We start from the raw sequence: 17,026 nt of genomic DNA, 5'->3' as shown, positions 1-17,026 counted from the left end.
TACCCCCATGACCACCACCGCACCCCCCGCGGCCGGCATCCCCTCGGGCAGCGGCCCCTGGCGGCTCGCCCGCGCCGAACTGCGCCGTCGCGCCTCCGTACGGATCTCGCTCCTGGTCGTCGCCCTCTTCCTGTTCATGGCCGCGGGTGCCCCGCTGCTGAGCTCACTCGCCGGCTGGACACCCGAGGAGTTCGACAAGAGCGCCGTCGACCCCTACCTCGGCGGCCAGCCCCTCGGCCCGCTCGGCGGTATCTCCGCCGACCACTGGCTCGGCGTGGAACCCGTCACCGGCCGCGACCTCTTCGCCCGCGTCGTCCACGGCGCCCAGGTGTCGCTCCTCATCGCCCTGACCGCCACGGCGATCGTCGTCGTCGCCGGAACCGCGGCCGGCATCGCGGCGGGCTACTTCGGCGGCCGCACCGACACCGTCCTCTCCCGCCTGATGGATCTCACCATGTCCTTCCCCTCCCTCATCTTCATGATCGCGATGATGTCGGTGGCGAAGGACGTCAACCGGATCGTGCTGATGACCGCCGTCATCGGGCTGTTCGGCTGGCCCGGCATCGCCCGCGTCGTCCGCGGCCAGACCCTCTCCCTCAAACACCGCGAGTACGTCGACGCCGCCCGCGTCGGCGGCTCCGGGCCCTGGCGCATCCTCACCCGCGACATCCTCCCCGGCGTCCTCGGGCCCGTCATCGCCTACACCACCCTCATCATCCCCGGCATGATCGCCACCGAGGCGGCCCTGAGCTATCTGGGCGTCGGGGTCCGGCCGCCCACCCCCTCCTGGGGGCAGATGATCGCCGAGAGCGTCGCCTTCTACGACACCGACCCCATGTACTTCGTCATCCCGAGCACCTGCCTGTTCCTGACGGTGCTCGCCTTCACCCTGCTCGGCGACGCGCTGCGCGACGTCCTCGACCCCAGGAGCGGCCGCGCATGATCCTCTACATCGGCCGCCGGCTCCTCGGTGTCATCGGGGTGCTCATCGCCATCGCCGCCGTCACCTTCACCATCTTCTACGTGCTGCCCTCCGACCCCGCGGCCGCCGCCTGCGGCAAGTCGTGCAGCGCGGAACGACTGACCGCGATCCGCACCCACATGGGCCTCGACCAGCCCCTGTGGCGGCAGTTCGCGGACTTCGTCACCGGCATCTTCGCCGGCCGGACCGTGGGCAGCGGCCAGTACGCCCTGCACTGCGACTTCCCCTGCCTCGGCTACTCGTACGAGAACTCCCAGGCCGTCTGGGACCTGCTCATGGACCGCCTGCCGGTCTCGGCGTCCCTCGCCCTGGGCGCGGCCGTGCTCTGGCTGCTGCTCGGACTCACGGCCGGGGTCACCGCGGCGCTGCACAAGGACTCCCTCACCGACCGTGCCCTGATGGTCGGCGCCGTCGCCGCCGCCTCCCTGCCGGTCTACTTCACCTCGATGATGCTCATCTACGGCCTCATCCGGGTGGCCGGACTGCTGCCCTACCCGAGTTACGTCCCCTTCGGCCACGACCCGCTGGACTGGGCGTCGAACCTGCTCCTGCCCTGGCTGGCGCTGGCCGTGCTGTACGCCGCGATGTACGCGCGCCAGAGCCGCAATTCGATGATCGAGACCATGGCGGAGCCCTACATCCGCACCGCCCGCGCCAAGGGCCTGCCGCGCCGCACCGTCGTCGTCAAACACGGACTGCGGGCGGGCATGACCCCGATCCTCACCCTCTTCGGCATGGACCTCGGCGGACTGCTCGCCGGCGCGGTCATCACCGAGTCCATCTTCGGGCTCCCGGGCATCGGACGGCTCTTCTACGGCGCGCTGTCCACCGGCGACCAGCCCGTCATCCTCGGCGTCACCCTGCTGGCCGCCGCCTTCATCGTCGTCGCCAACCTGGCCGTCGACCTGCTCTACGCCGTCGTCGACCCGCGAGTGAGGTACTGATGACCGCTGAACAGCCACCCCTGCTCGACGTGCGGGACCTCACCGTCACCTTCCCCACCAAGCACGGCCCCGCACGGGTGGTGGACTCCCTGGCCCTGACGGTGCACCGCGGCCGAACCCTGGGCATCGTCGGCGAATCCGGCTCCGGCAAGTCCGTCACCTCCATGGCGATCATGGGCCTGCACACCGAGGCCGAGGTCACCGGCTCCATCACCCTCGACGGCCGGGAACTTGTGGGCTTCCCCGAACGGGAACTGCGCCGACTGCGCGGGCGCCGGATGGCGATGATCTTCCAGGATCCGCTCTCCAGCCTCCACCCCTACTACACCGTCGGCGAGCAGATCGCCGAACACCACCGCGTCCACTTCGGCTCCCGCCGCGCGGCGGCCCGCAGACGGGCCGTCGACATGCTCGGCGAGGTCGGCATTCCGGAGCCCGCGCGCCGGGCGGGGGAGTACCCCCACCAGTTCTCCGGTGGCATGCGCCAGCGCGTCATGATCGCCATGGCACTCGCCTGCGAACCCGAGCTGCTCATCGCCGACGAGCCGACCACCGCCCTCGACGTCACCGTCCAGGCGCAGATCCTGGAGCTGATCGCCCGCCTGCAGGAGCAGCGCGGTCTCGCCGTCGTCATGATCACGCACGACCTGGGCGTCGTCGCCCGCGTCGCCCAGGACGTGCTGGTGATGTACGGCGGCCGGGCGGCGGAACAGGCTCCGGTGGACGCCCTGTTCGCCGAACCGGCCCACCCCTACACACGGGGTCTGCTCGACTCCCTGCCCCGCCTCGACGACGGCGACGACCAGCCGCTGCGAGCCATTCCGGGCAGCCCGCCCTCCCTGCTCACACCCGCCCCGGGGTGTGCCTTCGCACCGCGCTGTCCACGCGCGGCGGCCGCGCCGCCGGCCGACCGCGCCCGCTGCACGGGGACCAGGCCCGAGCTCACCCCCTCGCGTGACCACCTGGTCGCCTGCCACCTGTCCCTGCACACCGCTGCCCACCCGTGCGGAGGCACCCGATGACCGCGACGGCCGAACCCCTGCTCTCCGTCCGGGACGTGAGCATGACCTTCCCGGGCAAACGGGGCCGCTCGGCTCCCGTGCGGGCCGTCGACGGCGTCTCCTTCGACGTGGCGGCGGGCGAGACCCTGGGGTTGGTCGGCGAGTCCGGCTGCGGAAAGTCCACCACCGGCCGCATGATCGTACGGCTCCTGGAACCGACCGCGGGATCGATCACCTACGACGGCCGCGACATCAGCCGTCTGCGGCAGCGCGACCTCAAACCGCTCCGCCGGGACCTGCAAATGGTCTTCCAGGACCCGCACTCCTCCCTCAACCCGCGCCAGACCGTGGCCCGGATCATCGCCGACCCGCTGCTGGTACAGGGGCATTCGGCGACACGGGCGCGCGAACGGGCGGCGGAGCTGATGGCACTCGTGGGCCTCATCCCCGAGCACATCGACCGCTACCCGCACGAGTTCTCCGGCGGGCAGGCACAGCGCATCGGCATCGCCCGCTCCCTCGCCACCGGCCCCCGTCTGATCGTCGCCGACGAGCCGGTCTCGGCCCTCGACGTCTCCGTACAGGCCCAGATCGTCAACCTGATGGAACGGCTGCAACGGGAGCTGGGGCTCGCCTACCTGTTCATCGCCCACGACCTGTCGGTGGTCAAGCGGGTGTGCGACCGGGTGGCCGTGATGTACCTCGGACGGATCGTCGAAGTCGGCGACAAGGAACGGGTGTACGCGGCCCCGGCCCATCCGTACACGCGCGCCCTGCTCTCCGCCGTCCCGCTGCCCGACCCGGCCGCCGAACGCGAGCGGGAGCGGATCACCCTGCTCGGCGACCCGCCGAGCCCGGCCGCACCCCCGCCCGGCTGCACCTTTCATCCGCGCTGCCCCAAGGCGCGGGAGATCTGCCGGAGCGAGGCCCCGCTGTTGCGGATCGCGGTACCGGGCGAGGCGCGGGAGGTGGCCTGCCACTTCCCCGAGGAACCCTGAGCGCCCGGGCACGCCTCGCGCCCCGGGCCCGCCGGGCCCGGGGACGCGGGCGCGTGCACGGCGTCATGATTTGGTGACGCGGACGATCTCGCCGTGGTGATCGGAGCTCAGGACGTCGATGCGGACGCCGGCGGCGGAGTCGGTGAACGACCGGCCCCCCCGGTAGGGCGCGTCGTCCAGCGGCCGGCAGCCGCTCGCGGGGGCGGTCTCGGGTTCGGCGTCCATCACCCGGATCGGTCCCTTGCCGGTCGGTACGGACGAGTCCACCCGGTAGACCAGGGCGCCGGTCGCGCAGGCTCGCGCGTCCGCCCGCACCGCCCGCCGTGACTCGACGACGTAGGCGGTCGTCGGGCCGGTGCGTATCACGGCCATCTTCGTGCCGCCGCCGTACTCGACCGCGGTCAGCCGGACCGTGTCGCGGCCCCGCGACGCCCGGCAGAGGACCTGGCTGTCGTGCGTCCAGCCGAGCTTCCACGACTGCCAGGCGAAGTACTGCGAGCCGGCCCCGCCGATCAGACCCATCACGTCCCAGCCGCCGGTGAAGCGGTGGGTGTCGCCGCCCGCGTCGAAGGCGTAGAGATCGGGCAGACCGAAGGCGTGCGCGGTCTCGTGGCCCACCAGCCGGTGGTCCCAGTGCCACATGTCCTGACCGAACGTCACCGCCCACGCCACGCGCCTGCCGTCGGCGACCACGCCCGCCGTGCCTGGCTCGTGGATATAGGTCGGGGTGAAGGAGAGGGCCGAGGCGTTGCGGGTGGGCACCACGTACACCATGTCGTAGCGGGAGAAGTCCACGTACGGGTCGGCGGCGGTCACGGCGTCCTTGAGGTAGGCCTCGTGCGTCTCGTGGCTGAGTCCGCGGGCGAAGCCGTAGTCCGTGGAGCGGTGCGGCATGCGCGCCCATCGCCGGTGCTCGGCGAGGGACAGCCGCGTCCTGCCGTAGGACGCCTGCCTCACCCAGTCCGCGCCGGGGGCGATCCGGGCGCTGTCGGAGGCCGGGGACTCGGTGGCGGGCGCGTCGGGGAAGTCCACGAAAATCACGGCGATCCCGACGATCCCGGTGGGGCGCTTGAAGACGGAGTGGTCGGTGTCGTGACCCGCGTCGGTCCAGCCGGTGGCGCCGGGCAGGGCGCACGCGAACGGCTTGTCGCGCACCTCCGTACTGTGTCCCGCCCAGGCGGGCGGCGTACAAAGGAGCAGCACGACGGCGAGCACCGTCGACAGCAGGGCCGGCACCACCGGCCTCGAAGGCGGCATTTTCCTCATGGCTGCACGCGACCCTCCGTCGTCGGACCTGTGATCCTTCGCACAAGAGTGCTGCGGCCGTGGGCTGTTCGGAAGCTCACGCCGGTCCATAACATCCGCGCCATGGAGCTTGAGCTACGGCACCTGCGGGTGGTGTGCGCGATCGAGGACGCCGGCAGCCTGACCCGTGCCGCGTCGGTACTGCGGATGTCCCAGCCGGCACTCAGCGCCCAGCTGCGGCGCATCGAGACGATGCTCGGCGGGGCCCTCTTCGACCGTCGGCACGCCGGCGTGGTGGCCACGGGCTTCGGTGAACTGGTGCTCGCGCGGGCCCGGTCCATCCTGCCGGGTGTCGACGGCCTGCTGGCCGACACCGCCCGCGCCACCCGCCGCCAGGCCACGCGGGACCGGGTCCGCGTCGGCTCGGTGGGCGCCCCGCTGCTCGGCCATCTGATCCTGGCGATCCGCGAGACACTGCCCGGCGTCGCAGTGACCGCACGCTGCCGGAACTCCCCGGTGCCGCTCCTCGACGATCTCGTCGCGGAGCGCCTGGAAGCCGCGGTCCTCGGTGACAACCCCGGCCGGGAGCTGAAGCCCGACGGCGTCGTCGAGCTGCGCCCGCTGGTCACCGAACCGGTCTTCGCCCTGCTGCCGTCCTCCCATCCGCTGGCCGCGCGGGCGGAGGTTGGCCTGAACCGTCTCCTCGAGGAGGACTGGGCCGTGCCCCGGTCCGACGGCGACCGGACCCGGGAGTACTGGTCGGCCGCGTTCGCCCTGACGGGGCGTCAACCACGTGCTCCTTACGAGGCGGAGGGGCGGCAGCTGGTGGAACTCGTGCGGTCGGGACTGGCCGTGAGCCTCTGCCAGGCCACCTTCACCGAGGCCCCGGGCACCGCCGTCCGCCCCCTGTCCGGCAATCCGCTCTGGTACCGCCACGTTCTGGCCTGGCACCGCGAGGGGCCGCTCGCCCCCTACGGCGACGAGATCGTCCGCAGGGTGGGGGAGGGATACCTGTCCACCTGCGCGGCCAGTCCGGCGTACGCGCGGTGGCGCGCACGCCACCCGGGGTCGGCACGGTTGACCGACTGACAGCGCTTGCGGAGTTCAGTCATCCGCTTGATGTTCACCGAAAATCAAGGTCTCTGAGGGCTTGTCAGTAACATTTCACATTACTACGTTACACATCACATGGCGCCGCAGCAGTCCCCCACGTACCGCCTGTCGGAAGGCGGCTGAAGCACCGCCGCGCCGTCATCAGCACGCACGCCGTCCTGCTTCGCGTGCGGCTTCACTCCACACCTCCCACACAGGAGTCATCGGTGTACCAGTCCACAACCCTGCGCAGATCCCTGCTCACCGCCGCGATAGCCGCGACGCTCTGCGCCACCGCCGTCCAGCCCGGCTACGCGGACTCCTCCTCGCCCGCGTCCTCCGCCGCGGCGGCTCCCGCGGCGACCACGCGCCCGGACACCCCCACGCCGAACCCCTTTGACGAGGTCACCCGACTGGCCAAGGCCCCCCGGCCCGCCATCCAGTCCCCGACCGCGCCGGGCGGCCTCACCGACGGGCGCGTGCCGGGCCTGCGCACCGACAAGCCGAAGGCCGGCCAGGGCAAGGCCGACCAGGGCAAGGGGAAGTCAACGTCCCCCGCTCCCACGGCCGTCGTCGGGAGCACCGCGGTTCCCTGCACGCTCGACGGCGTCACCGGGCTCGGCCCCGAGCAGTTCGCCGACTTCCTCGCCGACCGGGCCGTCACCGCCGACGGCTGCCTGCGCGACATCCTGTGGACCTGGGACCAGCGGCTGGTCCCGGTCATGTCGAAGGCGCACGTCCAGGCCGTCTCCCGCCGGATCGAGAGCCTGGCCGCCGCGCACGACGGGAAGAACGACAGTCACCTGCTGGAGATGTTCACCTACCTCCACGCCGTCGCCTACCACGACTTCTCGCGCGACGAGATCGACATCACCGACGCACCGACCGTGGAGGCCATGCGCCGCGCGGTGCACTCCTTCGGCTCGGCCGCCCGTACCTTCGACGTCACCCGCACCAACGCCGAGTCCCTGCGCGAGGCCCTCTACGCGGCGAGCTCGCCCGGTCTGCGCCAGCACCAGCTCCCGCTGATGAAGCGCGTCCTGGCCACCATGGACGCGGCCCACCCCGCGACCGCGCGGGACACCTCCTGGGCCGGTGCCGCCCTCGCCGCCCTCTCCGTCAACTACCTGGGCGTCTACCCGGGCAACCACGACAGCGCCTTCCACGCCGCGGTGACGGCCGACCCCTCCTACCGCGCGGCCCTCAAGGCATTCGCCGACCACACCCACCTCAAGGGCACGGCCAATGCCTGGGTGGCCCGCGACGGCGTCAGCGAATACGGCCGGCTCGGTCAGGTCGACGCACTCAAGAACGAGATCACCGCCGCCCTCGGCGGCCTGCTGAGCACCACCGTGCGGAACTTCGGCGAAGGCAGCGAGCCGTGGGGCAAGGTCGTCGGCTGGCTCAACACGTATGACGCGTGCAAACAGTACGGGGTGTGCAAGGCGGACATCGAGCGCCGCATCTTCCCCTACACCTACACCTACGACAACGGCGCCATCAAGGTCCGCACCGCACTCGCCCGGACCACCGTCGACCGGCTGTACTACGCGAGCAAGCAGGTCAAGGCGCAATTCCACCGCGTCCTGGGCACCGAGCAGCCGTTGGCGGGCGACACCAACACCAGCCTGAACATCGTGCTGTACGCCTCGCGCTCCGACTACGAGATCTACCACCCGCTGCTGACGGGCATGGGCACCAACAACGGCGGCATCTACATCGAGAACGGCGCCACCTTCTACACCTACGAGCGCCGGGTCCCGCAGGACTCGACCCTCACGTTGGAGGAGCTGTTCCGCCACGAGTACACGCACTACCTCAACGGCCGCTGGGCGGTGCCGGGCCTCTTCGGCGAGGGGTCGTGGTACCAGGGCGACCGCACCACCGCGATGGACGAGGGCACGGCGGAGTTCTTCGACGGCGCCTCCCGTGGCGACGGCATCAAGGTCCGCAAGTCGCTGGTGCAGAGCATCATCAACGATACGGCCGGCGGCAAGCCGCGCATGAGCGTCGACCAGCTGCTGCACGCGGAGTACGACAGGGACGGCTTCCGTTTCTACTCCTACGCCGGAACGTTCTTCGAGTTCCTCTGGAGTGAACGCCCCTCGCTGCTCAAGGAGATGTACGGCTACACCCGGGCCGACGACCCGGCCGGCTTCGACGCCTGGCGCAACCGTCTCGGCAGGGACGCGAACCTGCAGCGCGCGTACGACACGTTCCTGGACCGGCAGATCGCCAAGGTCAAGGACCTCTACGTGCCGAACACCACGTTCACGCCCGTCGGCGGGCTGGACGCCGGACACCCCGCCACGGTCCGCGCGTCGTTCGCCGCCACGACCGGCAACAGGCCCGACTGCCGCGCCAACGGCGACCCGCAGCGCCCCCGCTTCATATGCACGGGCCGCATCACCGCCAACCTCAGCAGCCCGGGCAACGCCGACCTGGTCTTCAAGGACATGTCCGACACGGTCGACTACTTCATTCTCGAGCGGACGAAGAAGGGCACCAACAACTTCGCCGACATGAACTGCTCCTTCGGCAAGGTCGACCTCTGGAACGGCCGTCCCGCGGGCTCGGCGGACTTCACCTGCGAAGGCCCCCTCCGCGGCTGACGGAACCCCCCTTGTGCTCCAGGCGCGTCACCCGACCGGAGATGCGTCACAGCGGGCATGAACACAGGTGTGGGGACCGGCGTTCCGCCGGGCCCTGCACCTGTGAGGAGTGGGGGCAGGGTGTGAACCGTCAGTGGCCCGCGTCACCGATCACGGCTGTGGCGAGCACCGAGCCAGTGTTGATCATGCTGCGTGTGACGTCGTCGATCTGCCTCCGCGCGACGACCGGCAGACAGCCGTCCTCCCATGCCTTGACCGCACGGTCGCCCAGGGTCCGCTCGGCCTCCTCCCGGGAACACCCGTGCCGCCCGGCGTGGTGCGTGATCTCGTCCGGCGTGGGCAGGACGGGCGGGTCGGTCAGCCACGCCCGCTCCAGGTGGTGGGCGAGCGGGCCGAAGGGACGCGCCGGGGCGACGTGGGCACCGAGGAGCGTCACCATGGGGCTCTCGAGCGGGGACCGGGTCCGCCACTGGTCCACGAGGGCGTCCGCCATGCTCACCAGGTCCGCGAGCCAGGCCAGGTACTGCGTCGTCCACGGCCCCCACGGCTCCGGTCGCGGGGGCATCGCCGGACGCGGGTGCTTTTGCAGTTCACCACGGCGGAAGAGGAATTCCCCGCCCAGTGCCTGTTCGTTCTCGGTCGGGACCCATGCCCGCTGGCGGAGAGCGGCCTCGATGGCCTCGACGGTGTCAGTCACCCCGCCACCGTACGGCCCCGGGTCGGACCGGGCGCTCTCCGGCCCGCGGCCGACCCGGCTCGCCCGGTGCGGGCACGAGCGCGGGCCGGAGGGGGAGTGCGGCAGAATCCCGGTATGCGAATTGTGATCTTGTGCGGTGGAGAGAGCCCGGAGCGAGACGTCTCACTGGCCTCGGGCCGGTCGGTTGCCCGGGCCCTGCTCGAGCGGGAACACGAAGTGGTGCTGGTCGACCCGGCCGCCGCGGAGCCGGTCCTGGCCGGGCCGCTGCGACCCGGTGATGTGGTCGAGGCGGTCGCGGTCGGGAAGGAGCCGCCGTCCCAGGCGGAACGGCAGCTGTTGCGGGGACGCATGCACGCCGCCCTGACCGGCGGTCCGGTGCTTCAGCTGCTGCGCGGCGCGGAGCTGGTGTTCCTGGCGCTGCACGGCGGCTGGGGCGAGGACGGGCATGTGCAGGCGCTGCTGGAGATGGCCGGCGTGCGGTTCACCGGTGCGGACAGCGCGGTCTGTGCGGCGGCGTGGCACAAGGGGCGGGCGCAGGCGGTGCTGGGTGCGGCAGGCGTGCCGGTGGCCGAGCGGGTGCTGTGGCGGCCGGGGGTGCGTGAGGTGCCGCAGGACGTGCGGCGGCTGGTGGCGGCCGGCCCGGTGGTGGCCAAGCCGGTCGCGGACGGTTCGAGTGTGTCGGTCCACCGCGTCGACTCCCTGTCGCAGTTGGCACAGGTCGCGGCCGAGGTGCACTCCGGTGATGTCGAGCTGCTGGTGGAGCCGTTCCTTCCGGGGCGGGAGTTCACCGTGGCCGTGGTCGGCGGCCAGGCGCTTCCCGTGGTCGAGATCGAGCTGACGACGCCGATGTTCGACTACACCGCCAAGTACCAGCCCGGCGCGGTCGGCGAAGTGTGTCCGGCGCGGGTCCCCGCCGACTTCGCGTCCCGGCTGCAGGCGTTGGCGCTGCGCGCGCACGATGCCCTGGGGTTCGGCTCTGACGCGTACTCGCGCACCGACTTCCGCTGCGACGCCGACGGCGAGCCGATGTGCCTGGAAGTGAACACGCTGCCGGGCCTGACGGCGACGAGCCTGCTGCCGCTCGCGGCGGCCGGGGCCGACTGGGCCTACCCCGACCTGATCCAGCGCATCGTGGACCTCGCGACGTGACGCGCCCACCCGGGTCGAGCGCTGCCCAGGGGTGACCGCCCGGGCCCGCTGCGGGGCCGGACCGGGGCCGGCGCCCGACCCCGTCCGCACGACGCTCTCCGCCGACGGAGGTCACAGAGGCCTTGACTGGGCAGGCTCGAAGGCATGTCCTAGGGTGCGATTCATGACTGACGCCGTCACCACCAGCCTGTTCGACGAGCTGCGCAAGGATGCCGTACGAGACGTCGCGGGCCTGCGTTCGCTGTACGAGATGCCGGGCGCCGCCGCCATCCGCAAGGAAACGGGGCACCTCACCGACGAGACACGGCAGTTGGTGGGCCTTTCCTCCTTGGTCTTCGTCGCGACGGCCGACGCCGACGGCCGCTGCGACTCGACCCCGCGCGGCGGCCCGGCCGGCTTTGTGGCCGTGCTCGACGAGCGGACCCTCGTCATCCCCGACGCCACCGGCAACAAGCGCCTCGACAGCATGCTGAACGTGCTGGAGAACGGCCACGTCGGCCTGCTCTTCGTCATCCCCGGCCGCACATCCACGCTCCGGGTGAACGGCCGGGCGTGTGTCTCCGCCCGGCCCGAGCTGCTCGACCGGCTCACCGCGGTGGGCAAGCGGCCGGTCAGCGCGCTGGTGGTGGAGATCGACGAGGTGTATCCGCACTGTCCCAAGGCCCTGTTGCGCGGCTCGGCCTGGAAGCCCGAGGAGTGGCTCGCTCCTGATGCCCAGCCGTCCTCCGCGGAAGTGACGCACGCTCAGTTGCGGATGCCCGACATCACCGTCGAGGACGTGCGGCGGGCCGAGGAGGATTCCCTCAAGTACCGCTACGCATAGGGAACCCGGGCCCCGGGATCCGCCGCCGGACACGCTCGTGCCGGCGCACCGGCCCGGGTCATGCCGTCCGGCCGTCCGGCATCAGTTCCATATCGCTGAACGTGTCCGCGACCCGCGACCGCTCGCCCGCGTCCTCGTTCATGCTCCGCCTGCCGCCGCCGTCCAGCGTGCGCAGCCGGGCGACCGCTTCCTTCAGGTGGTAGGCCCCGCCTCCGAGCACGACCCACTTGCCTACGTCGGGGTGCATGGCCAGGGCGGCGTCCCGGTTCTCGGCGTCGGACGTGGGACGGTTCACCCAGATGTCGCAGCTGCCGGTCACCCCGACCGGCACACCGCCCGCCGACCACGCGACCGTCACCGTCACCGTGTGCCGGCCCGGTCGTTCGAGCGGGAAACCGTCGGAGCTCCAGAACACGCGGTAGTCGGCTTCCAGGGAGCCGCCCGGCTCCAGCGGGGCCAGCTTCGCTTCCTCACAGGTGATGACGAAGGGGCGGACCGGCCTCTCCTCGCCGCTCTCGTCGAGACTCGACATGCTGGTGTACAGCGCCTCCATGCGGAGGTCGTCGGGGACCAGCAGGTCGGCGTCGGAGGTGTTGGTCAGCTTCCACGAGACGGTGACGGGTGCGCCCAGGGGCGCGCGATCGGTCTCGGCGCTGACCTCGAACTCCAGCTCGCTCGCGTAGAAGAGGTTGCGGTCGGACGCCTGCGGGGCACCGGCGGGGAACCAGCTGCTGAACGGCCAGCCGCCGGGGCGCACCACCGGGTCGGGCATGTGGGCCAGATGGTTGCGCACCGTGGTGTTGAAGCCGAGGTTGATCTGGTCCGGGAACACCCCGGGTGCACCGGTCGTGGGGCCGCCCAGGACGTCGGCCACGCTCGGCGTGGTGGTCATGATCGAGTTGTCCGGGGCGGTCTCGGTCTCCTGGTGGATCTGGTTGAAGGCGTGGGTCACCTCGTGGGTCGCCGACCGGAGATAGGCACGCGGCACGTTGCGTTGCCGCTGGTTCGCCGCCGCTCCGAAGTTCGGGGAGCTGTTGCTCGGGTAGCCGTCGTCGCTGAAGCTGGCGGATCCCTCGCGCGGGACCCCGATCTGGTCGTACATCTGCCCGCGGGAGCAGCCCATGGTGGCCGGGACGACCACGAGGTGCGTGCGCCACTCGGCGTCCAGATCAGTGCCGGCCTTGCGCACGCTCGCCATGAGCGCGTGCAGGTCGGCAGGCGACCAGCAGGCGACGGGATCGACGCCCGAGGGTACCGGGATGTCGGTCTGCGCTTCGACGCGGTCGATGGTCAGCTGCCAGCGTGCCTTCGCGTAGACGGTGTCGAAGAACTCCGTCCCGGTGCCTGCCGGGTCGGGGACCGGGACGGGTGCGACGGCCCCGTTGAGGGTGTCGATCTCGAGTACGGCGCGGCGCAGGAAGCTCGACACCCAGGTCAGGGTCACCGAACCTTGGTCGACGCCGCCTTCGAGGACGCGGCCCTCGAACCGGGGCCCGGGGGAGACCGGGGAGGGGAAGGCGCCCGGCACCTGGTTGAGGACGAATCTCAGCGACCGGCCGGGTGAGCTGAGGAACGCCCCCTGGAACGAACCCGCCGGTGGCTGCGTGTAGGCGAACTCGTCCACGTCGAGGGTGACCTGACACGGTTGTCCCGGCAGGGAGACGCTCGGTACCACCAGGCGTGTGCCCTTGAGATACGCACGGTATTGGCCCCGCGGGAAGATCGGGATGCGCCGGCGCGGGAAGGGGACCGGCCCGTCCGCCCGACTGGCCGCGGCGGCGACGGATTCGCCGGGGGTGCCACGGATCACCGGGCCCTCCTGGTCGGGCGCGGCACCGGACAGGGACGACGACCCCGGGTCGTCCGCGACCGGTTGTGCCACGGGGGGCGGCTGCCGGTACAGGTCACCGCTGATGATCACCCCGTCCGGCCCGGCGGCCGGGGCCTCCCGGTCGACCCGCAACGTACCGACGGTGCTCTGGAAGGAGCCCAGGGTCGGGCGGATCGTGATCTGGTAGCAGCCGTCGCGAAAGTCCGGTCGGCATGGCGGCGGCCCCGGTTGCGGGCCGGGCGCGTCGGCGTTCGTTCCGGATGCGCCCGGTGCCCCCGCCGGCTCGTCCTCGACCGTGAGGGGGACGGCGACCGGGACCCCGGGCGGAACCATGTCGGCGCTGTTGGGCAACAGGTGCTCGTCGATGTCGGACGTCTGTCGTGCGCGGTCACACATGAAGTCCTCCTGGGGCCGATACGGTCGTACACAGGGTGGACACCGTCCCTGTCCGTACCGATCCCCGCCCCCCTCCGGCCCCGGACGCGCGGGCCGGACACGGCAGAGACTTCTCCCGACTCAGCCTGCGCCCCGAGAGGGAGCGCGGCAACATGGAGAAGAGAGCGCGGCAACAGGGAGAGCGGCGCCGGCCTCGCGTCGGCGAACCGCCTATAATCGTCCGCACTATGACGGATCCGGGCGCTTCAGAGCCACGGCTCGTCTCGGGCCGCTGGCGTCGTATCTCCGACTCCGAGTGCGCTCGGCGATACCCGGCCGCACTCACCATCGGTCCGGGGACCCGGTACCTCGGCACCCGCGACCCCGACCAGGGGCTGCCGGTGTGGGACGTGGGCACGGCCCAGATGCCGGACGACTCGACGCTGGTGATGAGCACATCCAGCGACGAACTCGTCCGCTACCCGGTCGAGGTCGCCGGCGGCCGGTTCACCGTCACCGCCCCGGACGGGTGCGTCGTCACCTTCGAGCGACAGGACTGACCTACGCGACGTCCGATGCCGGTTCTCTCCCCCCGGACGTCGGTGTGGCTGAACACCTAACTTCGCTCAGCGCTCGTCGTCATGACGGTGGCCCGGGTGCCGCAGGCGCACCCAGATGTCCCTGGCACGACGACCGGCCTCGGTCCGGCTGTCGGCGACCAGCAGCCGGGCCTGTTCGGGCGTCTCCACCATCGGCCCGGAGCCCCGCAGCGGCTTGCCCGCCGTCTCATGGAGGAAGAACGCCGAAACGAGCCCGATCGCACCCGCGGCCATCAGGTAATACGCGGGGATCATGTCGTTGTCGGTCGTTTCGAGGAGAGCGGACACCGCCAGGGGAGTGGTGCCGCCGAAGAGCGACACGGAGATGTTGTACGAGACGGACAGCGCCCCGTAGCGCAGCCGGGTCGGGAAGAGCGCCGGCAGCGTCGCGGCCGCGGTGCCCGCGAAACACACCAGCAGCAGGCCGAGAATCAGGCAGCCGAACGCCGGAAGCAGGGCCCCGTCCGCGCGGACCAGCAGCATCGAGGGGACGGCGAGGGCGATCAGGGCGGCACTGCCCGCCATGAACATCGGCCTGCGCCCCCAGACGTCGGAGGAGCGTCCCACGACCGTGATGGTCAGGGCCACCAGAATCATGGTGCCGAGGATCAGCAGCTGGGCGGTCGTGGCGTCCTTGCCGAGTGTTTCGGTCATGTACGTCGGCAGGTAGGAAGTGACCATGTAGCTGGTCACGTTGTAGACGACCACCAGCCCCATGCAGATCAGCACGGCCTCCCAGTGCCGGGTGAAGATTTCCTTCAGCCGTCCGTGGCCGGACTGGCGTGCCTGCTCGACCTCCTCCTCGTGGGAGCCGGCGGTGAGCGACGACCGCGCCTGCGCCGCCTCGGTCTCCGCGCGGAAGGCGGGCGTCTCCTCGAGCCGCATCCGCATGTACAGGCCGATCAGCCCGAGGGGCCCGGCGACCAGGAAGGGCAGGCGCCACCCCCAGTCGGTCATGCCGTCGGTACCGAGCACCGCGGTGAGCACCGTCACCAGCCCCGACCCGAGCGCGTAGCCGACGAACGTTCCGAAGTCGAGCCAACTGCCCAGGAACCCGCGGCGGGTGTCGGGTGCGTACTCGGCGATGTACGTGGTGGCTCCGGCGTACTCACCGCCCGTGGAGAAGCCCTGCACCAGACGGCAGACGAGCAACAGCACGGGAGCGACGAATCCGGCCGTCGCGTAGCCCGGCAGGAAACCGACGGCGAAGGTGCTCACCGCCATCATGATCATCGTGGCGGCGAGCACCCGCTGGCGTCCGATGCGGTCACCCAGCGGCCCGAAGACGACACCACCGAGGGGCCGGACGAGGAACGCGGCCGCGAAGGTGGCGAAGGTGGAGATGACCTGTGCGCCGGACGAGCTGGAGGGGAAGAAGACCTTGCCCAGGGTGACCGCCATATAGGCGTACACCCCGAAGTCGAACCACTCCATCATGTTGCCCAGCGCGGCGGCCAGCACCGCGCGCCGGACCTCGGGGCGGTCGGTGACCGTGACGTCCTCGATGTTCAGCGATTTTTTGCGGCGCCGCAGCAGGGTGCGGAGCATCCGGTCGGTGGCCACCGCGCCTCCGCGCGAGGGGGTGGTCCGCCCGGACTTCGGGGTCTTCTTGCGATCGGCGCTCACGGTCACCTGCCGGTGGGTCGGGGGTCCAGGCGCTGGGGCTCCTGGGGCGTTCATGTACTCATGGGCCGTATCTTGCGGTTTATGCATTGAACCTTGTTCGGCCCCCGACAGGCCCATGACCCGCCCGTCACGCCGGACCCGTGCAAGGGGAAGCGCTAGGGCCGTGCCCGGAGGCCGCTCTCGGGATGCGTCCTGGCCACCGCGGACGGAGGCTGGAACCATGCCAGGACATGTGCGGATCGTCGTCCACCCGCCGTCTCCGTCGGGTGGCCGGCAGGTGACGGTCGGCCGGGAGGTCCTGGGCACCGCGTACGGGGTGATCGACCTCTACGAGTTCATGCGCCGGGCCGGCGTGCCGAAGGACGAGGTGCGACTCGAGGACACGGGGCTGATCGACTGGCAGGGCGGGGGTCCCGGCGTCTGGTCGTGACGCGGGGAAGGAATAGCCGGAAGTCGTGACGCGGGGAAGGACCGGCCGGGAGCAAAGCCGCGCACCCCGCCGCGGGCGCCGCGTTGTCGTCAGGCGCGCGAGCTGCCGCCGACCGCCGGCCAGGACGTGTTGTAGCGCAGCAGGTAGGCGGCGAAGCGCGCGAGGTCGGTCTCGTCCCAGTCGGCGAGGCGCTCCCGGAAGGCCGCGCGGCGATGGCCGCTGACCTGCGTCAGGGCGGTGGTGCCGCGGGCGGTCAGATGCAGCATCTGCGCCCGCTGGTCGCGGGGGTCGGGGCGGCGTTCCACAAGGCCGAGGCGCTCGAGGTCGGCGACCTGCCGGCTGACGGTGGACTTGTTGAGCAGGAATTGGTCCGCGAGGTCGGTGGCCCGGCAGCCGTGCTGGTCCTCCATGTGGGCGAGGAGGGCGAAGGAGACCAGGGACAGCTCGGGGTGCATCCGGGCGGCAGCCGCCCGGGAGCGCCGGGCGAAAGCCGTCAGCTCGCGCTGGATGGTCTCGACGGAATCGTCGCGGTCGGACACGGGTGGCCTCTCTTCCCTATCTAGATGTAGAGTACAACTGGATTAAGTAGTTGTAGATGCCAACCATCCCTTTCGGGGGAGTC

At 71.2% G+C, this 17,026-nt stretch carries 15 protein-coding genes; 10 read left to right on the top strand and 5 right to left on the bottom strand.

Annotation, left to right across the window (positions count from 1 at the left end; all coding sequences use genetic code 11):
• Positions 1 to 7 precede the first annotated feature (7 nt).
• From ACZ53N_RS12525 to ACZ53N_RS12510, 4 genes are read left to right on the top strand one after another with little or no spacing between them, the layout of a single operon-like run.
• Entirely contained in the window at positions 8 to 943 is a 936-nt protein-coding gene (locus ACZ53N_RS12525; RefSeq protein ID WP_469140839.1) for an ABC transporter permease, read from the top strand.
• Entirely contained in the window at positions 940 to 1,926 is a 987-nt protein-coding gene (locus ACZ53N_RS12520) for an ABC transporter permease (protein WP_469140838.1), read from the top strand. The genes ACZ53N_RS12525 and ACZ53N_RS12520 overlap by 4 nt, the downstream gene beginning before the upstream one ends.
• Complete coding sequence (locus ACZ53N_RS12515; protein WP_469140837.1) at positions 1,926 to 2,948, top strand: ABC transporter ATP-binding protein; 1,023 nt, start codon at positions 1,926 to 1,928, stop codon at positions 2,946 to 2,948. The genes ACZ53N_RS12520 and ACZ53N_RS12515 overlap by 1 nt, the downstream gene beginning before the upstream one ends.
• Entirely contained in the window at positions 2,945 to 3,925 is a 981-nt protein-coding gene (locus ACZ53N_RS12510) for an ABC transporter ATP-binding protein (RefSeq protein WP_469140836.1), read from the top strand. Before ACZ53N_RS12515 ends, ACZ53N_RS12510 begins: the two co-directional genes overlap by 4 nt.
• A 63-nt stretch (positions 3,926 to 3,988) precedes the next feature.
• Here the strand turns inward: ACZ53N_RS12510 and ACZ53N_RS12505 are convergent, their stop codons facing one another.
• Complete coding sequence (locus tag ACZ53N_RS12505; protein ID WP_469140835.1) at positions 3,989 to 5,182, bottom strand: M6 family metalloprotease domain-containing protein; 1,194 nt, start codon at positions 5,180 to 5,182, stop codon at positions 3,989 to 3,991.
• A gap of 111 nt (positions 5,183 to 5,293) precedes the next feature.
• Between ACZ53N_RS12505 and ACZ53N_RS12500 the strand changes: the two genes are divergently transcribed.
• Both ACZ53N_RS12500 and ACZ53N_RS12495 read left to right on the top strand, forming a co-directional pair.
• Entirely contained in the window at positions 5,294 to 6,259 is a 966-nt protein-coding gene (locus ACZ53N_RS12500; RefSeq protein WP_469140834.1) for a LysR family transcriptional regulator, read from the top strand.
• A gap of 230 nt (positions 6,260 to 6,489) precedes the next feature.
• Positions 6,490 to 8,874, top strand: coding sequence for a collagenase (locus ACZ53N_RS12495; protein ID WP_469140833.1), 2,385 nt, complete (start codon positions 6,490 to 6,492; stop codon positions 8,872 to 8,874).
• Positions 8,875 to 9,004: 130 nt separating this feature from the next.
• Here the strand turns inward: ACZ53N_RS12495 and ACZ53N_RS12490 are convergent, their stop codons facing one another.
• A complete protein-coding gene (locus tag ACZ53N_RS12490) occupies positions 9,005 to 9,571 on the bottom strand; it encodes a hypothetical protein (RefSeq protein ID WP_469140832.1) in 567 nt (188 codons plus the stop codon).
• Positions 9,572 to 9,685: 114 nt separating this feature from the next.
• Between ACZ53N_RS12490 and ACZ53N_RS12485 the strand changes: the two genes are divergently transcribed.
• Positions 9,686 to 10,720 (top strand): D-alanine--D-alanine ligase family protein, encoded by a 1,035-nt coding sequence (locus tag ACZ53N_RS12485; protein ID WP_469140831.1) that lies wholly within the window; start codon positions 9,686 to 9,688, stop codon positions 10,718 to 10,720.
• A gap of 163 nt (positions 10,721 to 10,883) precedes the next feature.
• A complete protein-coding gene (locus ACZ53N_RS12480) occupies positions 10,884 to 11,543 on the top strand; it encodes an MSMEG_1061 family FMN-dependent PPOX-type flavoprotein (RefSeq protein ID WP_469140830.1) in 660 nt (219 codons plus the stop codon).
• A gap of 58 nt (positions 11,544 to 11,601) precedes the next feature.
• Here ACZ53N_RS12480 and ACZ53N_RS12475 read toward each other — a convergent pair whose 3' ends face one another.
• On the bottom strand, positions 11,602 to 13,770 hold the full coding sequence (locus tag ACZ53N_RS12475; RefSeq protein ID WP_469140829.1) for a hypothetical protein: 2,169 nt from the start codon (positions 13,768 to 13,770) through the stop codon (positions 11,602 to 11,604).
• A gap of 227 nt (positions 13,771 to 13,997) precedes the next feature.
• Between ACZ53N_RS12475 and ACZ53N_RS12470 the strand changes: the two genes are divergently transcribed.
• Positions 13,998 to 14,309, top strand: a complete 312-nt coding sequence (locus ACZ53N_RS12470) for a hypothetical protein (protein ID WP_469140828.1) — start codon at positions 13,998 to 14,000, stop codon at positions 14,307 to 14,309.
• A gap of 66 nt (positions 14,310 to 14,375) precedes the next feature.
• Here ACZ53N_RS12470 and proP read toward each other — a convergent pair whose 3' ends face one another.
• The gene (proP, locus tag ACZ53N_RS12465) at positions 14,376 to 15,896 is read right to left on the bottom strand and encodes a glycine betaine/L-proline transporter ProP (RefSeq protein ID WP_469140962.1); all 1,521 of its coding nucleotides are present in this window, start codon (positions 15,894 to 15,896) and stop codon (positions 14,376 to 14,378) included.
• A 298-nt stretch (positions 15,897 to 16,194) separates the two neighbouring features.
• Here proP and ACZ53N_RS12460 point away from each other — a divergent pair, with 298 nt between their 5' ends.
• Positions 16,195 to 16,404, top strand: coding sequence for a hypothetical protein (locus tag ACZ53N_RS12460; protein ID WP_469140827.1), 210 nt, complete (start codon positions 16,195 to 16,197; stop codon positions 16,402 to 16,404).
• Positions 16,405 to 16,493: 89 nt separating this feature from the next.
• On the opposite strand, the gene ACZ53N_RS12455 is transcribed toward ACZ53N_RS12460, so the two are convergent.
• Positions 16,494 to 16,943, bottom strand: a complete 450-nt coding sequence (locus ACZ53N_RS12455) for a MarR family winged helix-turn-helix transcriptional regulator (protein WP_469140826.1) — start codon at positions 16,941 to 16,943, stop codon at positions 16,494 to 16,496.
• Positions 16,944 to 17,026: the final 83 nt, after the last annotated feature.

The sequence above is a fragment of the Streptomyces sp. NPDC033229 genome (assembly GCF_055576875.1).
The sequence above is the reverse complement of the archived record's forward strand: the minus strand, read 5'-3'. Positions and strand labels throughout refer to the sequence as shown.